This is a genomic window from Pontibacillus sp. ABV4_188, assembly GCF_056311905.1.
Map to the genome: position 1 here is coordinate 820,866 of NZ_CM149975.1, position 18,209 is coordinate 839,074.

General features: G+C 42.0%; 19 protein-coding genes. 11 read left to right on the plus strand and 8 right to left on the minus strand.

All coding sequences use genetic code 11. The features are described from left to right. Positions 1-33: 33 nt before the first annotated feature. Positions 34-942, plus strand: coding sequence for a glycine betaine ABC transporter substrate-binding protein (locus ACYX4O_RS04180; protein ID WP_476354837.1), 909 nt, complete (start codon positions 34-36; stop codon positions 940-942). Between the two features lie 57 nt (positions 943-999). Here ACYX4O_RS04180 and ACYX4O_RS04185 read toward each other — a convergent pair whose 3' ends face one another. Further along, positions 1,000-1,359: a YtxH domain-containing protein gene (locus ACYX4O_RS04185; RefSeq protein ID WP_476354839.1), complete on the minus strand. Its 360-nt coding sequence runs from the start codon at positions 1,357-1,359 to the stop codon at positions 1,000-1,002. A 108-nt stretch (positions 1,360-1,467) separates the two neighbouring features. Here ACYX4O_RS04185 and ACYX4O_RS04190 point away from each other — a divergent pair, with 108 nt between their 5' ends. Continuing rightward, positions 1,468-1,662, plus strand: a complete 195-nt coding sequence (locus tag ACYX4O_RS04190) for a hypothetical protein (RefSeq protein ID WP_476354841.1) — start codon at positions 1,468-1,470, stop codon at positions 1,660-1,662. Between the two features lie 5 nt (positions 1,663-1,667). Here ACYX4O_RS04190 and ACYX4O_RS04195 read toward each other — a convergent pair whose 3' ends face one another. After that, positions 1,668-2,198, minus strand: coding sequence for a tryptophan transporter (locus tag ACYX4O_RS04195; RefSeq protein WP_476354843.1), 531 nt, complete (start codon positions 2,196-2,198; stop codon positions 1,668-1,670). Between the two features lie 135 nt (positions 2,199-2,333). Beyond that, a complete protein-coding gene (locus tag ACYX4O_RS04200) occupies positions 2,334-2,759 on the minus strand; it encodes an HIT family protein (protein ID WP_476354845.1) in 426 nt (141 codons plus the stop codon). A gap of 988 nt (positions 2,760-3,747) precedes the next feature. On the opposite strand from ACYX4O_RS04200, the gene ACYX4O_RS04205 reads away from it, so the two are divergent. The 3 genes from ACYX4O_RS04205 to ACYX4O_RS04215 are packed head-to-tail and all read left to right on the plus strand — an operon-like array spanning position 3,748 to position 6,474. After that, entirely contained in the window at positions 3,748-4,491 is a 744-nt protein-coding gene (locus tag ACYX4O_RS04205; protein ID WP_188655631.1) for an ABC transporter ATP-binding protein, read from the plus strand. Further along, on the plus strand, positions 4,484-5,704 hold the full coding sequence (locus tag ACYX4O_RS04210; protein WP_476354847.1) for an ABC transporter permease: 1,221 nt from the start codon (positions 4,484-4,486) through the stop codon (positions 5,702-5,704). Before ACYX4O_RS04205 ends, ACYX4O_RS04210 begins: the two co-directional genes overlap by 8 nt. 56 nt (positions 5,705-5,760) lie before the next feature. Then, positions 5,761-6,474 carry an EcsC family protein gene (locus tag ACYX4O_RS04215; protein WP_476354849.1) on the plus strand — a complete coding sequence of 238 codons (714 nt, stop codon included), beginning with the start codon at positions 5,761-5,763 and terminating at the stop codon, positions 6,472-6,474. Here ACYX4O_RS04215 and ACYX4O_RS04220 read toward each other — a convergent pair. Both ACYX4O_RS04220 and ACYX4O_RS04225 read right to left on the minus strand, forming a co-directional pair. Next, positions 6,468-7,646, minus strand: coding sequence for a M20 family metallopeptidase (locus tag ACYX4O_RS04220; RefSeq protein WP_476354851.1), 1,179 nt, complete (start codon positions 7,644-7,646; stop codon positions 6,468-6,470). The genes ACYX4O_RS04215 and ACYX4O_RS04220 overlap by 7 nt on opposite strands. A 371-nt stretch (positions 7,647-8,017) precedes the next feature. Further along, positions 8,018-8,452 carry a ferritin-like domain-containing protein gene (locus ACYX4O_RS04225; RefSeq protein ID WP_476354853.1) on the minus strand — a complete coding sequence of 145 codons (435 nt, stop codon included), beginning with the start codon at positions 8,450-8,452 and terminating at the stop codon, positions 8,018-8,020. 293 nt (positions 8,453-8,745) lie between these two features. Between ACYX4O_RS04225 and liaF the strand changes: the two genes are divergently transcribed. The 4 genes from liaF (at position 8,746) to ACYX4O_RS04245 (ending at position 11,822) form a co-directional block, all read left to right on the plus strand. Further along, positions 8,746-9,492 (plus strand): cell wall-active antibiotics response protein LiaF, encoded by a 747-nt coding sequence (gene liaF, locus ACYX4O_RS04230; protein WP_476354855.1) that lies wholly within the window; start codon positions 8,746-8,748, stop codon positions 9,490-9,492. 8 nt (positions 9,493-9,500) lie between these two features. Then, positions 9,501-10,553 (plus strand): sensor histidine kinase, encoded by a 1,053-nt coding sequence (locus ACYX4O_RS04235; RefSeq protein ID WP_476354857.1) that lies wholly within the window; start codon positions 9,501-9,503, stop codon positions 10,551-10,553. Next, positions 10,546-11,196, plus strand: coding sequence for a response regulator (locus ACYX4O_RS04240; protein ID WP_476354859.1), 651 nt, complete (start codon positions 10,546-10,548; stop codon positions 11,194-11,196). Before ACYX4O_RS04235 ends, ACYX4O_RS04240 begins: the two co-directional genes overlap by 8 nt. A 209-nt stretch (positions 11,197-11,405) precedes the next feature. Next, on the plus strand, positions 11,406-11,822 hold the full coding sequence (locus ACYX4O_RS04245; protein ID WP_476354861.1) for a disulfide oxidoreductase: 417 nt from the start codon (positions 11,406-11,408) through the stop codon (positions 11,820-11,822). A gap of 47 nt (positions 11,823-11,869) precedes the next feature. Here ACYX4O_RS04245 and ACYX4O_RS04250 read toward each other — a convergent pair whose 3' ends face one another. The 3 genes from ACYX4O_RS04250 to ACYX4O_RS04260 form a co-directional block, all read right to left on the minus strand. Then, positions 11,870-12,568 carry an amino acid ABC transporter permease gene (locus ACYX4O_RS04250; RefSeq protein ID WP_476354863.1) on the minus strand — a complete coding sequence of 233 codons (699 nt, stop codon included), beginning with the start codon at positions 12,566-12,568 and terminating at the stop codon, positions 11,870-11,872. Between the two features lie 15 nt (positions 12,569-12,583). Then, positions 12,584-13,441: a transporter substrate-binding domain-containing protein gene (locus tag ACYX4O_RS04255; protein ID WP_476354864.1), complete on the minus strand. Its 858-nt coding sequence runs from the start codon at positions 13,439-13,441 to the stop codon at positions 12,584-12,586. A gap of 251 nt (positions 13,442-13,692) precedes the next feature. Then, positions 13,693-14,187 carry an antibiotic biosynthesis monooxygenase family protein gene (locus ACYX4O_RS04260; RefSeq protein WP_476354866.1) on the minus strand — a complete coding sequence of 165 codons (495 nt, stop codon included), beginning with the start codon at positions 14,185-14,187 and terminating at the stop codon, positions 13,693-13,695. A gap of 150 nt (positions 14,188-14,337) precedes the next feature. Between ACYX4O_RS04260 and ACYX4O_RS04265 the strand changes: the two genes are divergently transcribed. Both ACYX4O_RS04265 and hemE read left to right on the plus strand, forming a co-directional pair. After that, positions 14,338-16,500 carry a transglycosylase domain-containing protein gene (locus tag ACYX4O_RS04265; protein WP_476354868.1) on the plus strand — a complete coding sequence of 721 codons (2,163 nt, stop codon included), beginning with the start codon at positions 14,338-14,340 and terminating at the stop codon, positions 16,498-16,500. Between the two features lie 637 nt (positions 16,501-17,137). Then, on the plus strand, positions 17,138-18,175 hold the full coding sequence (gene hemE / locus ACYX4O_RS04270) for a uroporphyrinogen decarboxylase (protein WP_476357007.1): 1,038 nt from the start codon (positions 17,138-17,140) through the stop codon (positions 18,173-18,175). The last annotated feature ends 34 nt before the right edge of the window (positions 18,176-18,209 follow it).

Consider the following 18,209-nt stretch of genomic DNA (forward strand, 5'->3'; position numbering starts at 1 on the left):
GTTTACATTAAATATTAACAAAGGGGTTATATCATGAATTGGAAGAAGCTTGGATTAACAGCAGGTCTATCGTTGTCTCTAGCGCTTGCTGCATGTGGTTCAACAGAAGATGATTCTAGCGGAGACTCGGGGGATACAGAAAATTCAGTAGGTGAACAAATTGATTACACTATTACTGGAATCGAATCAGGCGCTGGTATTATGGTCGCAACAGATAATGCGTTAAAGGACTATGAGAACCTGGAAGGATGGGAAGTTTCTTCAAGCTCATCAGCCGTTATGACTGAGCAGCTTGGGAATGCTATTGATAACGAAGAACCGATTATCGTAACAGGGTGGACGCCACACTGGAAATTTGCTGAATATGATTTAAAGTACTTAAAAGATCCGAAGGAAGTATACGGCAGCACTGAACACATTAACACGATTGTACGTAAAGGGTTCGAGGAAGATATGCCCGATGCTGCAAAAATCCTTGATAACTTTAAATGGTCTCCAGAAGACATGCAAAGTGTAATGCTTGAACTTCAAGAAGGTACAGAACCTGTCCAAGCAGCTCAAAACTGGGTTGAAAATAACCAAGATAAAGTAGACGAGTGGACAAAAGGTATAGAAGATGGAAGTGGCACAGTTAGACTTGCTTATGTACCATGGCAATCAGAGATCAGTTCAACCCATGTCATTTCGGAAGTCTTAAAGCAAAAAGGGTTTGAAACTGACCTAACTCAAGCAGGAATCGGACCAATGTTCCAAGCTATTGCTGAAGGGGATTCTGATGCTATGACCTCTGCATGGTTGCCACGTACCCACGGCGATCATTATGAAAGCTTTGAAGACGAATTCGTTGATTTAGGAGAAAATTTAGAAGGCGCAAAAATTGGTTTAGTTGTACCAGATTACATGGATATCGAATCCATTGAAGACCTAGAGCCAAAAGAATAACCTAAACGTAAAGGTGTACTCCCTATATAGGGAGTACACCTTTTTTACGATTAGTAACTATTGTTGTTTAGCTTTGTCCTCAAGCTCTTTTAAGCTTTCTTCAATTTCCTGTAGGTGTTTTTGGATGTTTTTCTGATGGGGTTCAATCGTTTGCTTCCAGCTTTCAATTGATTGTTTTACTTCCGTTGAGAGGTCTCGCAATAACGAAGCACCTTCTTTAGATGTTTTCGCAATTTGTTCAGTTAATTGTTTGCCTTCACCTTGCAAGTTTGCAAGGGTAGTTTTAAGTTGGTCACTAGAATCTTTAACTTGTTGACGTACTCTGTTTCCGGATGAAGGAGCAGACAGTAATGTAGCTGATGCACTTACGACTCCTCCTACGACAAATCCAAGTAGTAATGATTTCCCTTTACCCATAATCACAACTCCTTTCCTTACTATCTCCTATTATATCCGTTTTTCCTTTTTGTGTTGAGGTATAAACTTTATTTCTTACAGAAAAGTCATGACAATTCAGGAACTAAGGTGACTAAAAACGAGCGTGGAGTGACGAAAGAGGGTGTAGAAGTGACTAAACACGAGCGCGGAGTGACGAATGAGAGGATCGAACTGACTACAGAGGAACTTGAACTTACGAACGTCCGTGTGAATGGTCCGAAGGTAAGTTGGTTTTCTGTAATCAAAAAAAGAGTGCGCTCCTTATCAGGAACACACTCTTAACGTTTTTATGCAGTTGCGATGCGCGATCGTTTTGAGATCTTTTCAACGATCGGGTAAATAACCGTCATGGCTACAGTGTTGAAAGCTGCAGTCGGCAGGACGATCGTTGCGTACATAATCATAAAGCTTCCTTCTACAAGTCCAATAATGTTCACAGCTACAAATAGGAATATAGCTCCGCTAATTAGCGTACCTACAAGCGTTACACCAGCAGCAAGAACTTTCTTATTTGTAAATTTACCTGCAGCCAGTACAATTCCGAAAGCGACAAGCGCTGTTAAAGGCTTATCAATTAAGTTTGCAATCTGACCTCCAGGTAATCCCGTAGTTAAAGCAGCAATCGCTCCTGTAACAAGGGATAGAAGCATTACATATTGGAACTTAGGAAATAGAATAATTCCAAGAAACATCATGATCAAGAGCATATCAGGCTTCATCCCATTCACGATAGGGGGAGCGAAGATATGCAATACAGCACCAATCCCAACAATTAACGACAACAATACCAACACACGCGTGTCTAGACGACTCTTCACGTTACATCTCTCCTCTTCTAAACTAGTCTCAACTTACCTTCCAGCTGTGTCCTTTTGACCAACTGCGAAAGTCTGATTCTATTATAACAAAACTCTCTCGAAAGCTAAACATCTCAGATTCTGACAGTTCGAAGTCTAACCGATGTTTGCGGCAATATCCCCAGCAATCGCCTGTAGTTGCTCAGGAGAATATTCCTTAGAATGTTCTTCCCATTTCGCGCCAAATCCATCATTCTTCCCGTAACGAGGAATAAGATGAATATGTAGATGGAATACAGACTGCCCTGCTGCTTCCTCGTTATTATTTAGCACATTTAAGCCAACGGGTTCGTAGGTTGCTTTTATCGCATTGGCGATCTTTGGAACACGAGCGAACACTTTCTCGGCTACGTCAGAAGACGTTTCGTAAACGTTTTTTACGTGCTCTTTAGGGATAACAAGCGTATGGCCTTTTGTAACTTGACTAATGTCTAGAAAAGCATACACGTCTTCATCCTCATACACTTTCGCAGAAGGAATCTCTCCATCACGAATTTTACAAAAGATACAATCTTGGCTCATCTAATCTCCTCCATTTCAGCCCATGGCTATATTGTGTATATATCGTATCAGAAAATAGGACAACTTCCAATTTGCAAGACAGCAAATCAGGCTCCTTATATCATGTTTATGGGAATGGGGCCATTACGTTTGTTGAGTGGAGGGGGTGTCTGGGGAACGACTCGCTTTCCGCGGGCGAGCTGCCGAGCCTCCTCGTTCGCTACGCTCTCTGTGGGGTCTCGTCGACCTCTTTCTCCCGCAGGAGTCTCCCCGTTCCCCAGACACCCCTTGCCATAAGGGATATGAATGGCCCCGTAGCTTTAGCTTCCGGGAAGAATTTCAGATGTGGCTATGTTTCCGTTACTTCTAATATGGATGGGTGGTTCGGGAAATTGCGAGACTCCTGTGGCAGTCGGAGCCTAGGGGAGACCCCGGAGGGAGCGTTAGCGAGAGAGGAGGCTCCCCAGCTCGCCACGGAAAGCGAGTGATTTCCCGAACGACCTTACGCTGAATCAAGCAAACGGAAACATTCTCTGCTATATAAGAGCTAATAAAAACCAAAAAGCAGAGTGCCTCATAAGAGACACCCTGCCTGTAAGAAGGTTTGGGAGACGTTGGTATCCTTAACGGATGTTTGGGAAACACTTTGACACGCGTGGGGCTGCCACTAGTGTACAGAGATCATCGGAATGGACTCTGTAGAATCGTGTCTAAAGCTCGCGAATATACCTGCTGTCAACACCTCATTTAGTGAATGCGTGTTTTTATAAAGCTCTTACCAGATGGTGGAGTTTATCTCAGCTTGGTCTTTCACAGACACCTCATTTCAAATTTTAAGAAGAACTTAAACCTTGAACTTAGTGAACAGTGATTTGCTCCTGGACAACGTCTCCCGTTGCCTTCAAGAGTATTATGAGCAGAATGGACAGGTCTTATACAAAAAAGTAACGATTTTTTTGGCAAAGTGTCAGGGGAATGATAAAATTTGGAGAAGAAGAGAGGGATACAAATGAAATCACTATTACATATTCAAGATCTTGTAGGTGGATACACGCACAAAAATGTTTTACACGGCATTTCATTTGATATACAGCCGGGTGAAATTGTTGGCTTAATTGGATTAAATGGCGCCGGTAAAAGTACAACGATTAAACATATTATTGGATTGATGCAAGCGAAACAAGGAAGTGTTACAGTTAACGGAAAAACGTTTCAGGAGGATCCTGAAGGGTATAGAAGTCAATTTTCCTATATTCCAGAGATGCCGATTCTTTATGAGGAGTTAACACTGCGGGAACACCTTCGTTTAACTGCGATGGCATATGGGTTAACAGAAGAGGTTTTTGAAAAACGCTTACAGCCATTGTTGAAGGAATTTCGTTTGGAGAAAAAATTAGATTTCTTTCCTGTGCATTTCTCTAAAGGGATGCGACAGAAAGTCATGATTATGTGTGCCTTTTTGGTGGAGCCTTCTTTATATATTGTGGATGAGCCTTTTGTTGGGTTGGACCCGTTAGGTATTCAATCGTATTTGCAGTTAATGAACGAGATGAAAGACCAGGGGGCAGGCGTACTCATGTCGACACATATACTAGCCACAGCAGAACGTTATTGTGATCGATTTGTTATTCTTCATGACGGAGAAATTCGTGCAAAAGGAACGCTTGAAGAACTGCGAAAGTCTTTCTCTATGCCAGATGCGACGTTAGATGATCTCTACGTGCAGCTTACAAAGGAAGATGATGATGCTTAAGATTGATCCTCAAAAGCTGTGGCGGGCCAGGCTCGACTCTCATACCAAAGAGATGGGTCGGTATTTACGATTAATGTTCAATGATCATTTTTCATTTGCTATGTTTTTCTTCTTAGCGGGATTGACATACAATTACCAGCAGTGGTTGGCTGCGTTAGACTCAAGTTTTCCAACAGCTCTTGTGATGGGAGTCGTGTTTGCAAGCCTTTTGACGTATAGTCCCATTCGTACATTTTTAAGGGAAGCTGACTTAGTCTTTTTACTTCCTGCTGAACATCGCTTAGCGAGCTTCTTTAGGAGAGGTATTCTTTATAGCTTTTTCTTACAGATCTTTGGATTGTTTTTTGTTGTGGTCGCTTTTGGTCCGCTTTACTTTGAAACGTATTCAGGGAGGGCAACATCTGAATATATTTTATTTGGAATTGTGATTTTGATTCTAAAAGGATGGAACACGCTCTCTCATTGGTGGGAATTGAATAGCCGATTTGGAATGAGTGGAATCATTGATCCAATAGTGCGCTTTTTATTAAACGGTCTGACGATTTTCTTCTTCGTTCGAGGAGACTGGCTATTTGCAGGTGTAACCACCATCCTTTTCTTCGCTGTGATGATGTATGACTACAGCTTAGCTAAGAAGCGTAAGGGAATTGCTTGGGACTTGTTAATTCAAAAGGACCAGCAGCGCATGCAAGTGTTTTACCGAATTGCCAATATGTTCACTGATGTACCACACCTAAAGAATAGTGTGAAGAAGCGACATTGGCTCGTTCGTTTAATTAAGAACCCAATTCCATTTTCAAGTGATAAGACATTTGACTACTTGTATAGAATTACATTTATCAGAAGTAGTGATTATCTTGGGTTATACATTCGTCTTGTCCTCATTGCTGGAGCGTTCGTTTATTTTGTGCCGAACATTTGGATGAAAATTGCGTTTAGCTTCTTGTTTCTTTATTTAAGTGGCTTTCAGATGGTTACGCTTTGGCACCATCATAGAGATGTATTGTGGCTTGATCTTTATCCTTTGCGAATAGAATCGAGAAGGAAAGCTATTACGAAATGGCTATTTCAACTGTTGATGGTGAAGACGTCTTTATTAGGGGTTGTTTTCCTTCTTCAAGGGAACTTAATGGGGTTAGCCATCGTATTAATAGGTGGGGCGCTATTTAGTTACTTTATGTCTCACAAGTATTTAACAAAACGATTAACATAAACGTAGCCGGCCCTTTAGATATGATTGGGTCGGCTTTTTGTATAGGAGGAAGTGTAATGAGAACGCCTTATGAAGAGAGGAAGTACCAGGAAGCCCTTCGGTTTGTAAAAGGGATGGAGAAGCGGAGCTCGATTGTTCAACGGAAATCGAAGGTGATTCAAACTACCATGAACAATTGGGTGCCAGAGCGTATTCATAAAATAGTGTCAGGAAGCGTGAAGCAAATGATTGAGCTTTCGTTAACGGGCTCTCATTATATCTATCCAATTCAGGTGAACGATGCGTGGACATTGAAGGAGCGGGAGGAGCAAGTTGAAGGAAGATTAAAGGATTATAAGCGTACCGCTGCCTTAGAAGGAGCTGGGACAGGAGCTGGTGGCATTGTGTTAGGGGTAGCCGATTTTCCACTGCTCCTTAGTATAAAGATGAAGTTTCTTTTTGATACAGCTCGGATCTATGGGTTTTCGGTTGAGGAGTATGAAGAACGGCTTTTCGTCCTGAATGTGTTTATGCTTGCTTTCTCAAGTGATGAGAAGCGGAAAGAGATTCTTCAGCGTGTGTTAGATTGGGAGCATGAAAAAGAAGCGGTAAAAGATGTGGATTGGAAATGCTTGCAACTGGAATACAGAGACTCAATCGATTTCGTTAAAATGTTACAGTTAATCCCTGGTTTTGGAGCTTTCGTCGGAGCGTGGGCAAATACGAAGCTGTTAGAACAATTAGCGGAGACGGCTCAAAATGTATACCGCCTCCGCATAATGGATTATTGATGATGTTGTTGATAGACGGCGTAAGATTGAAATAGTGTTTTCGCAGCAATAGGAAGGGCGCGTTCATCGATATCAAACTTCGGATGGTGATGAGGGTAAACGTGTCCTTCTTTTTGTGCGCCTGTAAAGAAAAAAGCACCTGGTCGCTCGAGAATATAGTAGGAGAAATCCTCTCCTGTCATGACGGGCTCAACATAATGGGCTTTTTCTACGCCTGGTGTGTTAGAGGCCCCTTCGATCACCATCGCGGCTTCCTCAGGGTGGTTCACGACTGGAGGATACCCTTTCATATAGTTGAATTCGTAACTTGCGTCGTGAGTGGTGCAAACCCCTTTGATGTGTTTTTCCATCTCACGAATAACAAGTTCCTGAACATCAGGACTAAATGTCCGCACGGTTCCTTTTAATGTAGCTGTATCAGCGATCACGTTAAAGGTAGTTCCTGCTTCAAATGTACCGACTGTTACAACGGCTGATTTCAACGGATCGAGTTTACGGCTTACAATTTGCTGGAGAGAAGTTACGAGTTCTGAGCCAATAATTATAGAGTCCTTCGTCTGATGAGGCTGTGCCCCGTGGCCGCCTTGACCTTGAATCGTAATTTCAAAAGCATCTGCTCCGGCAAAGAAAGCTTCAGGAGCAGTTTCAATGGTTCCTACTGGTGTATTACTCCAAAGGTGTGTACCAAATACAGCATCAACGCCTTCAAGAGCACCGGCCTCAACCATTTGTGTGGCGCCACCAGGTGGGGTCTCCTCGGCATGTTGGTGTAAGAAAATGATGGTGCCTGGTATGTCGTCTTGGTGAGACTTTAATGCCTTGGCAAGGCACAGTAATGAAGCCGTATGTCCATCATGTCCGCAAGCGTGCATTACATTTGGTACTGTTGACTTGTAAGGGACATCTTTTTCATCTTGTATAGGAAGCGCATCAAAGTCAGCGCGTAACGCAACCGTCTTACCAGGTTTTCCGCCTTCTAAAGTAGCTAGAATTCCGTTTCCTCCAACTCCTGTTTGGTGAGGAATGCCTAATGTTTGATAAAAATTTGAGATATATTTGGATGTTTCTGTTTCTTGGAATGATAACTCAGGGTGTTGATGCAGGTAACGGCGAATATCGACCATTTCGTCGTATTGAGCATCAATGTCTTGTAAGATTTTCTGTAGGTTCATGGATTTCCCTCCTTGTGTTAGCCATATTATAACAAAGACGAAAAACTATGAATATACAGACAACTCGAGAGCCTGTTTAATGTTTCCGTAGCGCTAGTGGAGAGTAAGGTGTGCCGGGAAACTACTCGCTTTCCGCGGGCGAGCTGACGAGCCTCCTCGGGCAAAAAAACGCCCTGCGGGGTCTTGTTGGCCTCTTCTTCCCGCAGGAGTCTCCTAGTTTCCCGGCACACCTTTTCGATATTAGGAGTCACGGAAACAAGCTACAATAGAGCCTAGGGGTTCTAACTTCATTTCGGTTCTTTTATATACACCCAAAAAAAAGCCGTTCCGCTTTATAAGCGGTACGGCTTTTTTATTATAAAGAATAATCCTTATTGCAAACGTGGATCTGCTAATAGACGGTCCATTTCTTCCATGTGGCCCGTTTCGTCTGCAATCATGTCGTCTAGTTTGACAACTAGTTCTGTGTAACCAAGTTCTTCGGCTTGTTGTTTGCGCTCTTCATAACGACGAATTGTGTCTTGTTCTGCGCGTTTTGCTTCTTCAAGCATATCTTTAACGTCTGATAGTTGTTTAACTTCAGCTGGTTGTGTTGTTGGTGTGCCACCTAGAGTTTTAATCTTTTCAGCTAGGTAAAGTGCATGTCCTTGTTCATCACCAATTTCAGATTCGAAGAATGGTTTTAACACTTGATAGTAAAGTCCTTGAACGGTAGCAGCATTATATGTGTACATAATGCTTGCCGCATATTCATGTGCTAAGTCTTCGTTTAGGCCATCAATTAGATTTTGTACTTTTTGATCCATCATAATCACCCCTGTTTAGATTTGTTGATTGTGTATATCATGTCGCACAATATAAATGTACCCTGGTGAAGAAAATCTAAACATATGGTTAAAAGCTTAGTAAATTAGAGAAGAGTTTTATGTTTGGCTTCATATTTGCGGGGTTATGGATTCTATTGGTCGAATATATTAAAAGGATAGTTAATCTCCGTCTAGAGGCGGAGGGCGGAACCACCCCTGGCATGTTCTTAAAGTAAAGAAAAAGCGCTAAGATAGTTATAGTACTTTCTCTTATTAAGAAAAGGGTGGATACGATGAAACGAGTTAGTTTTACAAAGTTTATCTTCGCACTTCTATTGATTGTTGGTGGAACAGTCATATTATTGGCGAATCTTGACGTTATTTCCCTGGAAATGTGGCAAATATTTTCTTATAGTTACCCGTTTATACTCCTTGTGATAGGGCTTAAGTTTATTTTAGATAGTTTAATCGGAAGAGACGATCGATGGGGGCTAGGTGTTTTCACTTCTGTATTTGCTGGTCTTCTTATTATGGATCGTTTTGAGTGGATGACCTTTACAGCATGGGATATTTGGTTGTTATGGCCGTTACTTCTCATTATTATTGGAATTAGGATGTTTGGTTCTAAAGGAAAAGAAGAGAAGATAGAAGTTCAGTTTGGCCAAGGAGATACACACAAGAAAAAAAGTACGATCGGTGATCTATCCTATACGAAGAATGATTGGACAGTAGAACCGATGAACTTATGGAATGCTATAGGCGATTACAAACTTGATTTCACAAAAGCCTTTATTCCCGAAAAAGATACTCCTATTCGAATCTCCGGTATCATTGGAGATGTTAAAATCATTATGCCAGAGAACGTTGACTTCCGGATCGAAGCCAGGGTTAAGATGGGAGACATTCGAGTTCTTCACGAAAAAACAGATGGGATTAATCGCACGATGAGTTATGAAACGCCTGATTACCAAACAGCTAGTCAAAAGGTTACATTATCTGTTGATTTAAAAGTAGGCGATATTCGCCTGGATCGGGTGTAGGTGATGTTATGTTAAAACGACTAAACAGTATTCGTTATACGTTTGTACGTTCTCATTTATATGGGTTATTTTTGACCGTACTGATTGTGATGTCTGTTCTTTTAGGGATATATGTGCTGAGGGAACCAGAATGGCTTACTTCTCAAGCGATTTTTTTCTTTATTGCTTTGTTTACCATTACCGCTTGTCTTGTGTCAGTCTTTATAGGATTTCAATCGAGTAGATTTATGAGAGAGAAAATGTATGCCCTCTCTATGATGGTACGTGCACTTAAACAGGGCAGTTATGAGGCTTCTGTACACATGCCTACTAACGATGAATTTGGTGATATGGGCGGAGAGCTGAATGAGTTGGCTCAAAAGTTGCAAAATCAGGTGAAGTCTTTGCAGCGTATGGCTGATGAGAAATCTGAATTTGCCAAAACAGCCCATAAGGCAGCTGCTATAGAAGAACGACAGCGTTTAGCAAGAGACCTCCATGATGCTGTGAGCCAACAGTTATTTGCTCTAACCATGATGGCTCAGGCGACTCAGCGCATGTTTGAGCAGGACCCGAGCAGAGCAAAGACTCAGTTGGATGAGATTACATCGATGGCTCTTCAAGCGCAGACAGAAATGAGAGCATTGTTACTACATTTGCGTCCTGTTCATTTATCAGGTGAATCATTACATGAAGGAATTAAGACCCTAATTGATGAACTACAAAAGAAGTGCCAACTAAATTTTTCGGTTGAGTTAGATGAAACAGTCGGACTATCAGATGGGGCAGAGGAACACCTCTTTCGTATTGTTCAGGAGGCACTATCCAATATATTGCGCCATGCAGAAGCAGAAGATGTTCAGTTATCATTAAAAAGAAAGAACGATCAAGTCTTTTTACATATACGGGATAACGGGAAAGGGTTCCATGTGGACCAAAGTAAGAAAACGTCTTATGGCTTAAAAACAATGCATGAACGAACGGATGAGCTTGGTGGAACGTTTGCGATTCATTCAAAGCCAGGAGAAGGGACCTACATTGATATAAGAATTCCAAACCAGGAGGCGGATGAGGATGAGTAAAGCGATCAGATTGGTGGTTGTAGATGACCATGACGTCGTTCGAAAAGGCGTTATTGCCTATTTAATGACAGAACCAATGTTGGATATTGTGGGAGAAGCGTCGAGTGGAAATGATGGCGCCAAACTCGTCCTTAAAGAGAAACCAGATGTCGTGCTTATGGACCTGATGATGGAAAATGGGGATGGTATTGAAGCTACAAAGCAGATCATGGCCGAACACCCTGATTGTAAAATTATTATTCTCACGAGCTATTATGATGATGAGAAAGTGTTCCCGGCCCTTGAAGCTGGAGCATTTAGCTATATGTTGAAAACCTCTTCAGCAGATGAGATTGCTTCAGCGATTAAGAAGGCTGCAAAAGGTGAGACACACATTGAACCTAAAGTTGCCAACAAAATGATGACACGCTTTCGTTCTAAAGAAAAGAAGCTCCATGATGACCTGACTGGCCGGGAGCTAGAAGTGTTGATGTGTATTGGTAATGGATTAACGAACCAAGAAATTAGCGAAAAGCTATTCATTGGAATTAAAACGGTTAAAACACATGTAAGTAATGTTTTAAGTAAGTTAGCTGTACAGGATCGCACTCAAGCGGCTGTATATGCGCATAAGAATGGGCTGATTCGCTCATCTAATGAATAGAGCCTGAGGGTTAGCAATCGAGTATAAAATCGCTGTAATTGTATGCTCTATTTTTTAGTGGAAGGCTCTGTTAACAGAGCCTGGTGGAAAGAAGAAATAATGAAAGGGTAGGATAAGTGGTAAGAATGAACGTCCTCATCTTTTACTAGAATCCGTGATTCACCTTTATTATACTGAAGGGAGAATGTTTTTGAATTGGGGATGTTTTAATGAATGAACGTGTGCAGAAGGTGCTCTTTTTTACCTGGTTAACGTCTGTTTTAGCGACGTTTGGGAGTCTGTTTTTTTCAGAAGTAATGGACTTTATTCCTTGTGAAAAGTGTTGGTACCAACGGATTTTGATGTATCCACTTGTGTTACTGTATGGAATTGCCCTGGCTCGTAAGGATCTTAGATATGGAGCAGCTGGACTTTTTATGAGTGGGTTAGGTGTATTAGTAGCAGCCTATCACTATGGAATGCAGAAGCTACCTTTTTTAAAGGAGGCAGGGGATGGATGTAGCGTCGTTTCTTGCGGAAGTACGTATATTAACTGGGGAGGATTTATTACAATCCCGCTACTATCCTTACTAGCTTTCATGATTGTATTTGTATGCCACCTATGGATGGTACGGAACAGTAAATAAAATGGCCCTGTGCTTTTTTCGAGCACGGGCCGTTTTTTTAGTTTTTATTATTTTTTATGAAAGTCATAGTGCGCCTCGAGCCGCTCTTGGAAAGAGGCGATAATAATACAAATAGGCCAGTAGATAAAGGCTACTAAAAGGTAGAGCGTCATAGCGTCACCTGTTCGGCCGATTACGGTTTGAGCACGTTGAATCATTTCAGGTACGGAAATAACTGCCGCTAGAGAAGTGGCTTTTACAAGGTCAAGCATCACGTTTGTTAGGGGTGGGAGAGCAATGCGTGTCGCTTGTGGAATGATCACGTGGCGAACCGTCTGCCAATAACTAAATCCTAGCGCTCTTGATGCTTCCCATTGTCCTGTTGACACACTTTTTAGTGAAGCTCTAATAATTTCGGCGTTGTAAGCCGCGCTGTTTAAACCAAATCCTACAACAGCTGCTGTTACAGCGGATAACGTCAGTCCGATAAACGGTAGTCCGAAATAAAGCAGGAAGAGGAAAACGAGAATAGGAGTCCCTCTCATAAAGGAAATGTATAACCGAGCTGGCCAACGTAAATAGATTGCTGTTGAGGATCGGCCTAAGGCTAGAAAGAAGCCTAGTAATAAACCAATTGCCATCCCAGCGAGTGAGATGGCAAGGGTATAAGGCAGTCCCTCTAAAACAGTAGGTAAGCTTTCCCACGCAAGGCGCGGGTTAAAGAGCTTATCGTATTCAATGTCTTGGAATAGTGTAGGACTGATCATAGAGTATCAACGCCTTTAAGATTCTATGCCTTCGATTTTAGTGATTTCACCTTCAGGTTGCTTCGATGCATCTTCTCCAAGGAAGAACTTCTTCGACAGCTCAGTTAATGTGCCGTCTTCACGTAACTCTGTTAGTGCTTCATTCATTTTCTTCTGAAGTTCACTGTCTTCTTGTTCAAGAAGAATAGCTTGTTTCGTAGGGTGCACCTTAATCTCTGGGTGAAGAACTAGGTCAAACTGAGGAAAGGCATTAATCCCAAGTTTGGATAGGTAATAGTCGTTAATGATGACATCTGTACGACCGTTGTCAACATCACGAAGGTACACATCGTTCGTTGCGTTATCATACGTGATTACTTCAGCATCGTAATGACGAGCGATGTCACTAAATACAGATGTAGCAGCACCACCGGCTTTCTTTCCTTCAAGATCTTCAAGTGTTTCAATGCCACTTAGTCCGTCTTCACGAACAACTAATGTTGTATAAGAGTATTTATATGGAGTTGTAAACGCATATTTTTCTTCACGTTTATCTGTTACTTCTATGTCGTTAATACCTGCATCGATGCGGCCACTGTTCATAGCTGCAAATATAGCGTCAAACCCCATTTCCTGAAACTTCACATCCACGCCAAGCTTTTCACCAATCGCACGCATAACTTCGACGTCATAGCCTGATAATTCATCAGAATCTTTAGGGTAGTAAGAGGTTGCTACAAGGGTCCCCGATGTCCCGACTACAATCTCCCCTTCTTCTTGAACTTTATCCCATGTAGTTGTTTCTTTTGCCTGATCATTATCTTCTGTTGAACCACAAGCAGCTAAGATGAAAACAAAAGCCAAACTTACTACAAACATAAGTTGTTTTTTCATAGTTGCACGTTCCCTTCATGTTGATATGATATAAAAACCTACCTAACTATAACAACATACTCTCTCAATTTCAAAAGAAAGAAATTTACAATTCTCACAAATTCCTCACCACTGCTCTACAAGACTAAAGCGTGCCAGACACGCTTTCATGCTGTGAAGTAAGGCAGGGTGTCTGACACGCTTCTTTGTTTTAGAGTGGGAAAGTGTTTCGGCATTAGAAAAAGCCAGCTTTTTGCTGGCTTTGTGTATGTTTAGTCTGGTTTTGTCATATGATATTTCGTTAAGTAGGCTGGTCCTGCTGAGAAGGAAGGTTTCTCTTTACTTTGAGGGCCGGAATTTTTGTGAGCCTTTTGGAAGGCTTGTGAATTCTTCCAGTCTTCAAAGCTTGATTCATCTTTCCACTGAGTGAAGACAACATAGGTATTGCCTTCTGCTGGACGTAAGATTCGGATTGCCTGAAACCCAGGGGAATCTTCGATTGCGCCTGCACGGTTTTTGAAGCGATCTTCAAAGAGTGGGCGCCCTTCATCTGTTACAGGGATGTTGTTCATGACAACAAATCCTTCTTCTTGAAGCTCTCCTTGGTGATCAACCGTTTCATAAGAACGCGGCTCTTGGAAGATGTTTTCCCCTTCTGTATAAGCAAGAGCAGAACTTTCACCTTGCATAAGAAAGATCTTTTGGTCGTGCTTTTCAGTTAAAGAAGCCAGGTAATCATAGGTGCCAAGTGTCATATATACATTCATGAAAACGTCTCCTTTCTATTAAGTTTAGTGTAGCAACGAAAGAATTTAAAAAGCAAGCAAGAAGGAAGCCTTTTTCTAAAACTTTGTGTTAGCGTATAATATTGGTAAGTACTCAAGCACTCCAATGTACAATAGGACGAGGTGAACGTTATGAATTGGAGAGAAATAAAAATCCCCGACTGGGTAAAGAGGTGGCGCTGGCTCATCATTGTTGTAGCAAGCATGGTGGTACTAGCTTTCGCGGGCTACCTTACTCTATTAATTGGTGGGAAGAGGATCGTAGATGAGCGTCTGCTTGTGTTAGATGAAGCATCTGTGATTGAAACAAGAAACGGTGATGAATTAACAAAATTATATAAAGAAAATCGGACAGTTGTCCCGATAGGTGAAATACCAGATCATGTGGAGGATGCGTTCATAGCGATTGAAGATGGTCGTTTTTATGAACACGCAGGTGTTGATGTTATCGCTACAGCAAGGGCGTTATACCGTGATTTAATCGCAATGGAAAAGGTGGAAGGCGGGAGTACGATTACTCAGCAACTCTCGAAGAATTTATTCTTAACTCATGACAAGACCTGGACAAGAAAGATCAAAGAAGTGATGGCATCTTTGTACTTAGAACGAAACGTGCCGAAGAAGAAAATTCTAGAATACTACTTAAACACGATCTATTTCGGAAATGGATTATACGGTATTGAATCTGCCTCTCAATACTTTTTTAGTAAACCTGTTTCAGACCTTTCCGTCACAGAAGGAGCGTTACTAGCAGCTTTGCCAAAAGGACCGAATTACTATGACCCGATTGATCACCCAGAACGGGCGAAGGGTCGTCGCGATATCGTCATTAGCCGCATGCATGCTGAAGGTTTCGTAACTTCAGAGGAAGCGGTGCAGCTACAGCGAAAGAACTTGGGTATCAATCATGGCAGTCCTGAAGAGAAACCTTGGCTGAATAGCTATCTTGATTATGTCGTAACAGAAGCTAAAGAAGAATATGGACTCAGTGAAGAAGAATTGTTTCAGGGGGGGTACCGCATCGTTGTGAGCATGGATGACGACATTCAACGTATTTCGCACGAAGTGATGCAAACGGATCAGTACTTCCCTGGATCTACTGAAGGAGTACAAGGAACGTTTCTATTAATGGATCAGGAAACAGGTGAAATTTTGGCTGCTCAAGGGGGGCGTAATAACGAGCGGGGAGACTTAAACCGTTTGTTAGAAAAACGTCAGCCTGGTTCTGTTATGAAGCCCCTAGCTGTATATGGGCCTGCTCTAGACCTAGAACAGTACACACCATACTCCCTTTTAGTAGATCAAAAGCTGTCATACGGAGATTACACTCCTACTAATTATGATGGTACGTATGATGACTATACCTCGATTTACAAGTCACTGATGTTATCTAAGAATGCTTCAGCAGTATGGCTGTTAAATGAGATTGGCATTGATTACTCCAAGAATTATTTAGAAAAGCTAGGCATGGACATTGAAGACAATGGGTTGTCCATTGCACTAGGTGGCCTTAAAAAAGGCGTGACACCGGTAGATCTGGTTCGGTCTTACAGAACATTTATTCACGACGGAGAAATGATAGAGCCTCATTCCATTGTAGAAATTTATGACAAGGACGGGGAATTAGTCAATAAGTATGAACCAAAGCCAGAGCAAATCTTCAACCCACAAACTGCTTGGTCCATAACAAGGATGCTAGAATCTGTAGTGACTGAAGGGACAGGACGAAGCGGTACGTATGAGAAAGCTTTAGCTGGTAAAACCGGTTCCACTCAACACCCTTATGTGGATAAGAAAACAAAAGACGCCTGGTTTGTTGGCTTTACCCCTGAATATGTAGGTTCTGTATGGATGGGCTATGATCAATCTGATGAGAAGCATTATTTAAATGGGGGAAGTGCCTATCCTACAAAAATAATGAAAGAGGTACTCACTCGGGTCGATCAGGTAAAACAACTAGAAGATTCATTTACGCAACCAGATGGAGTAGAAGACGTACCACCACCGATTGATTTGCCTATCATAGATGACTTAGACGGAACCCTTTCATTTGGCTCCTTAACCCTTCTCCAAGCAGAACTGACATGGACCCAAGCACAAGATGACCGTGTCGTCTATCGCATTTACAGAGAAGAGGATGGACAAGACGAACGAATCGGTGAAGTAGAAGGAAAAGGCCGTTATACAATCAAACGCCTAACACTATTCCATGACGAAACCTATTACATCGTTCCATATGACCCCCTAACCAACACAGAAGGATCACCTTCTAACCAAGTAAGAGTTGAATGGTAATATCAAAAGCGCAAGTCACCCGTTTAGCAACGTACAGACTGGACTGAGCCGGCGTGAGATCAAGGAAACACGAAGAGCGAAAGCGAATCGATGTTGACTGATCGATCAGAGGTGAGGGAAGTCTGCTAGTTGCTGGGTGACAGGAGCTAGCCGAATCAAAAGCGCAAGTCACCCGTTTAGCAACGTACAGACTGGACTGAACCGACGTGAGATCAAGGAAACACGAAGAGCGAAAGCGAATCGATGTTGACTGATCGATCAGAGGTGAGGGAAGTCTGCTAGTTGCTGGGTGACAGGAGCTAGCCGAATTAAAAGCGCAAGTCACCCGTTTAGCAACGTACAGACTGGACTGAGCCGGCGTGAGATCAAGGAAACACGAGGAGCGAAAGCGAGTCGAGAAAGCCACATCAGAGGATATTTGCCTCTAGATGTGGCTTCATTTATGAAAACGTTCGACAATATTTTTCATTTCGCATCAATGTTGTGTAAAATAGGAATAGGAAATAATTAAGTAATCGACAAAATCATGACAATCTGCTTCATAATCTATACATAAAAACCGTCAATGGGTATATTGGTAGATAGACAATTGATCACTGTCGACGTGCAAATGATCAATGTGAAAGGTGAGAACGGTATGACAAATTCATTTAATGACACGATTTTAAAAGCCTTCAGAGGCGAACAAACAGATCATGTACCTGTATGGTATATGAGACAGGCGGGACGTTCCCAACCTGAATACAATAAATTAAAAGAGAAATACTCTTTATTTGAGATTACTCATCAACCGGAGTTATGCGCTTACGTGACTCGTTTACCAGTGGAAAACTATAACGTTGATGCGGCAGTTCTTTATAAAGATATCATGTCACCTCTACCGGCGATTGGGGTGGATGTGGAAATTAAAAAAGGAATCGGTCCAGTGATCCATAACCCAATTCGTTCCTTAGCGGATGTGGAGAAACTTGGGGAAATTGACCCGCACTCCGATGTTCCTTACGTCTTAGACACCATTAAACTTCTAACAGAAGAGCAACTAAACGTTCCGTTAATTGGCTTTAGCGGAGCTCCATTTACGCTTGCAAGCTATATGATTGAAGGTGGACCTTCTAAGAATTATCATAAGACAAAAGCGATGATGTACACAGATCCAAGAGCTTGGTTCTTATTAATGGACAAACTTGCTGATCTTGTGATTCGCTATGTAAGAGCTCAGATCCATTCAGGAGCTAAAGCTATCCAAATCTTTGATTCTTGGGTAGGGTCGCTAAGTGTTCGAGACTATAGACAGTTTATTAAACCAGTAATGGAGCGAATCTTTTCAGAACTTCGTGAGGAGAATGTGCCACTAATTATGCATGGTGTTGGAGCCACTCACCTCGCAAAAGACTGGAATGACCTTCCGTTAGATGTTGTAGGTCTTGATTGGCGTACGACTATAAATGAAGCACGTGACATGGGAATAACCAAATCGTTACAAGGCAATCTTGACCCGGCCCTATTGTTAGCCGATTGGGAGACGATAGAAGAACGCACAAAGGCTATACTAGATCAAGGAATGAGTCAGCCAGGTTTTGTGTTTAACCTTGGACATGGTGTTTTCCCTGACGTGAAACCCGAAACACTAAAGCGTTTGACGCAGTTTATTCACGATTACTCTAAGAGATCGTAGGAATCAACAAATTTTTTAAAAGAGGTGTTAACGA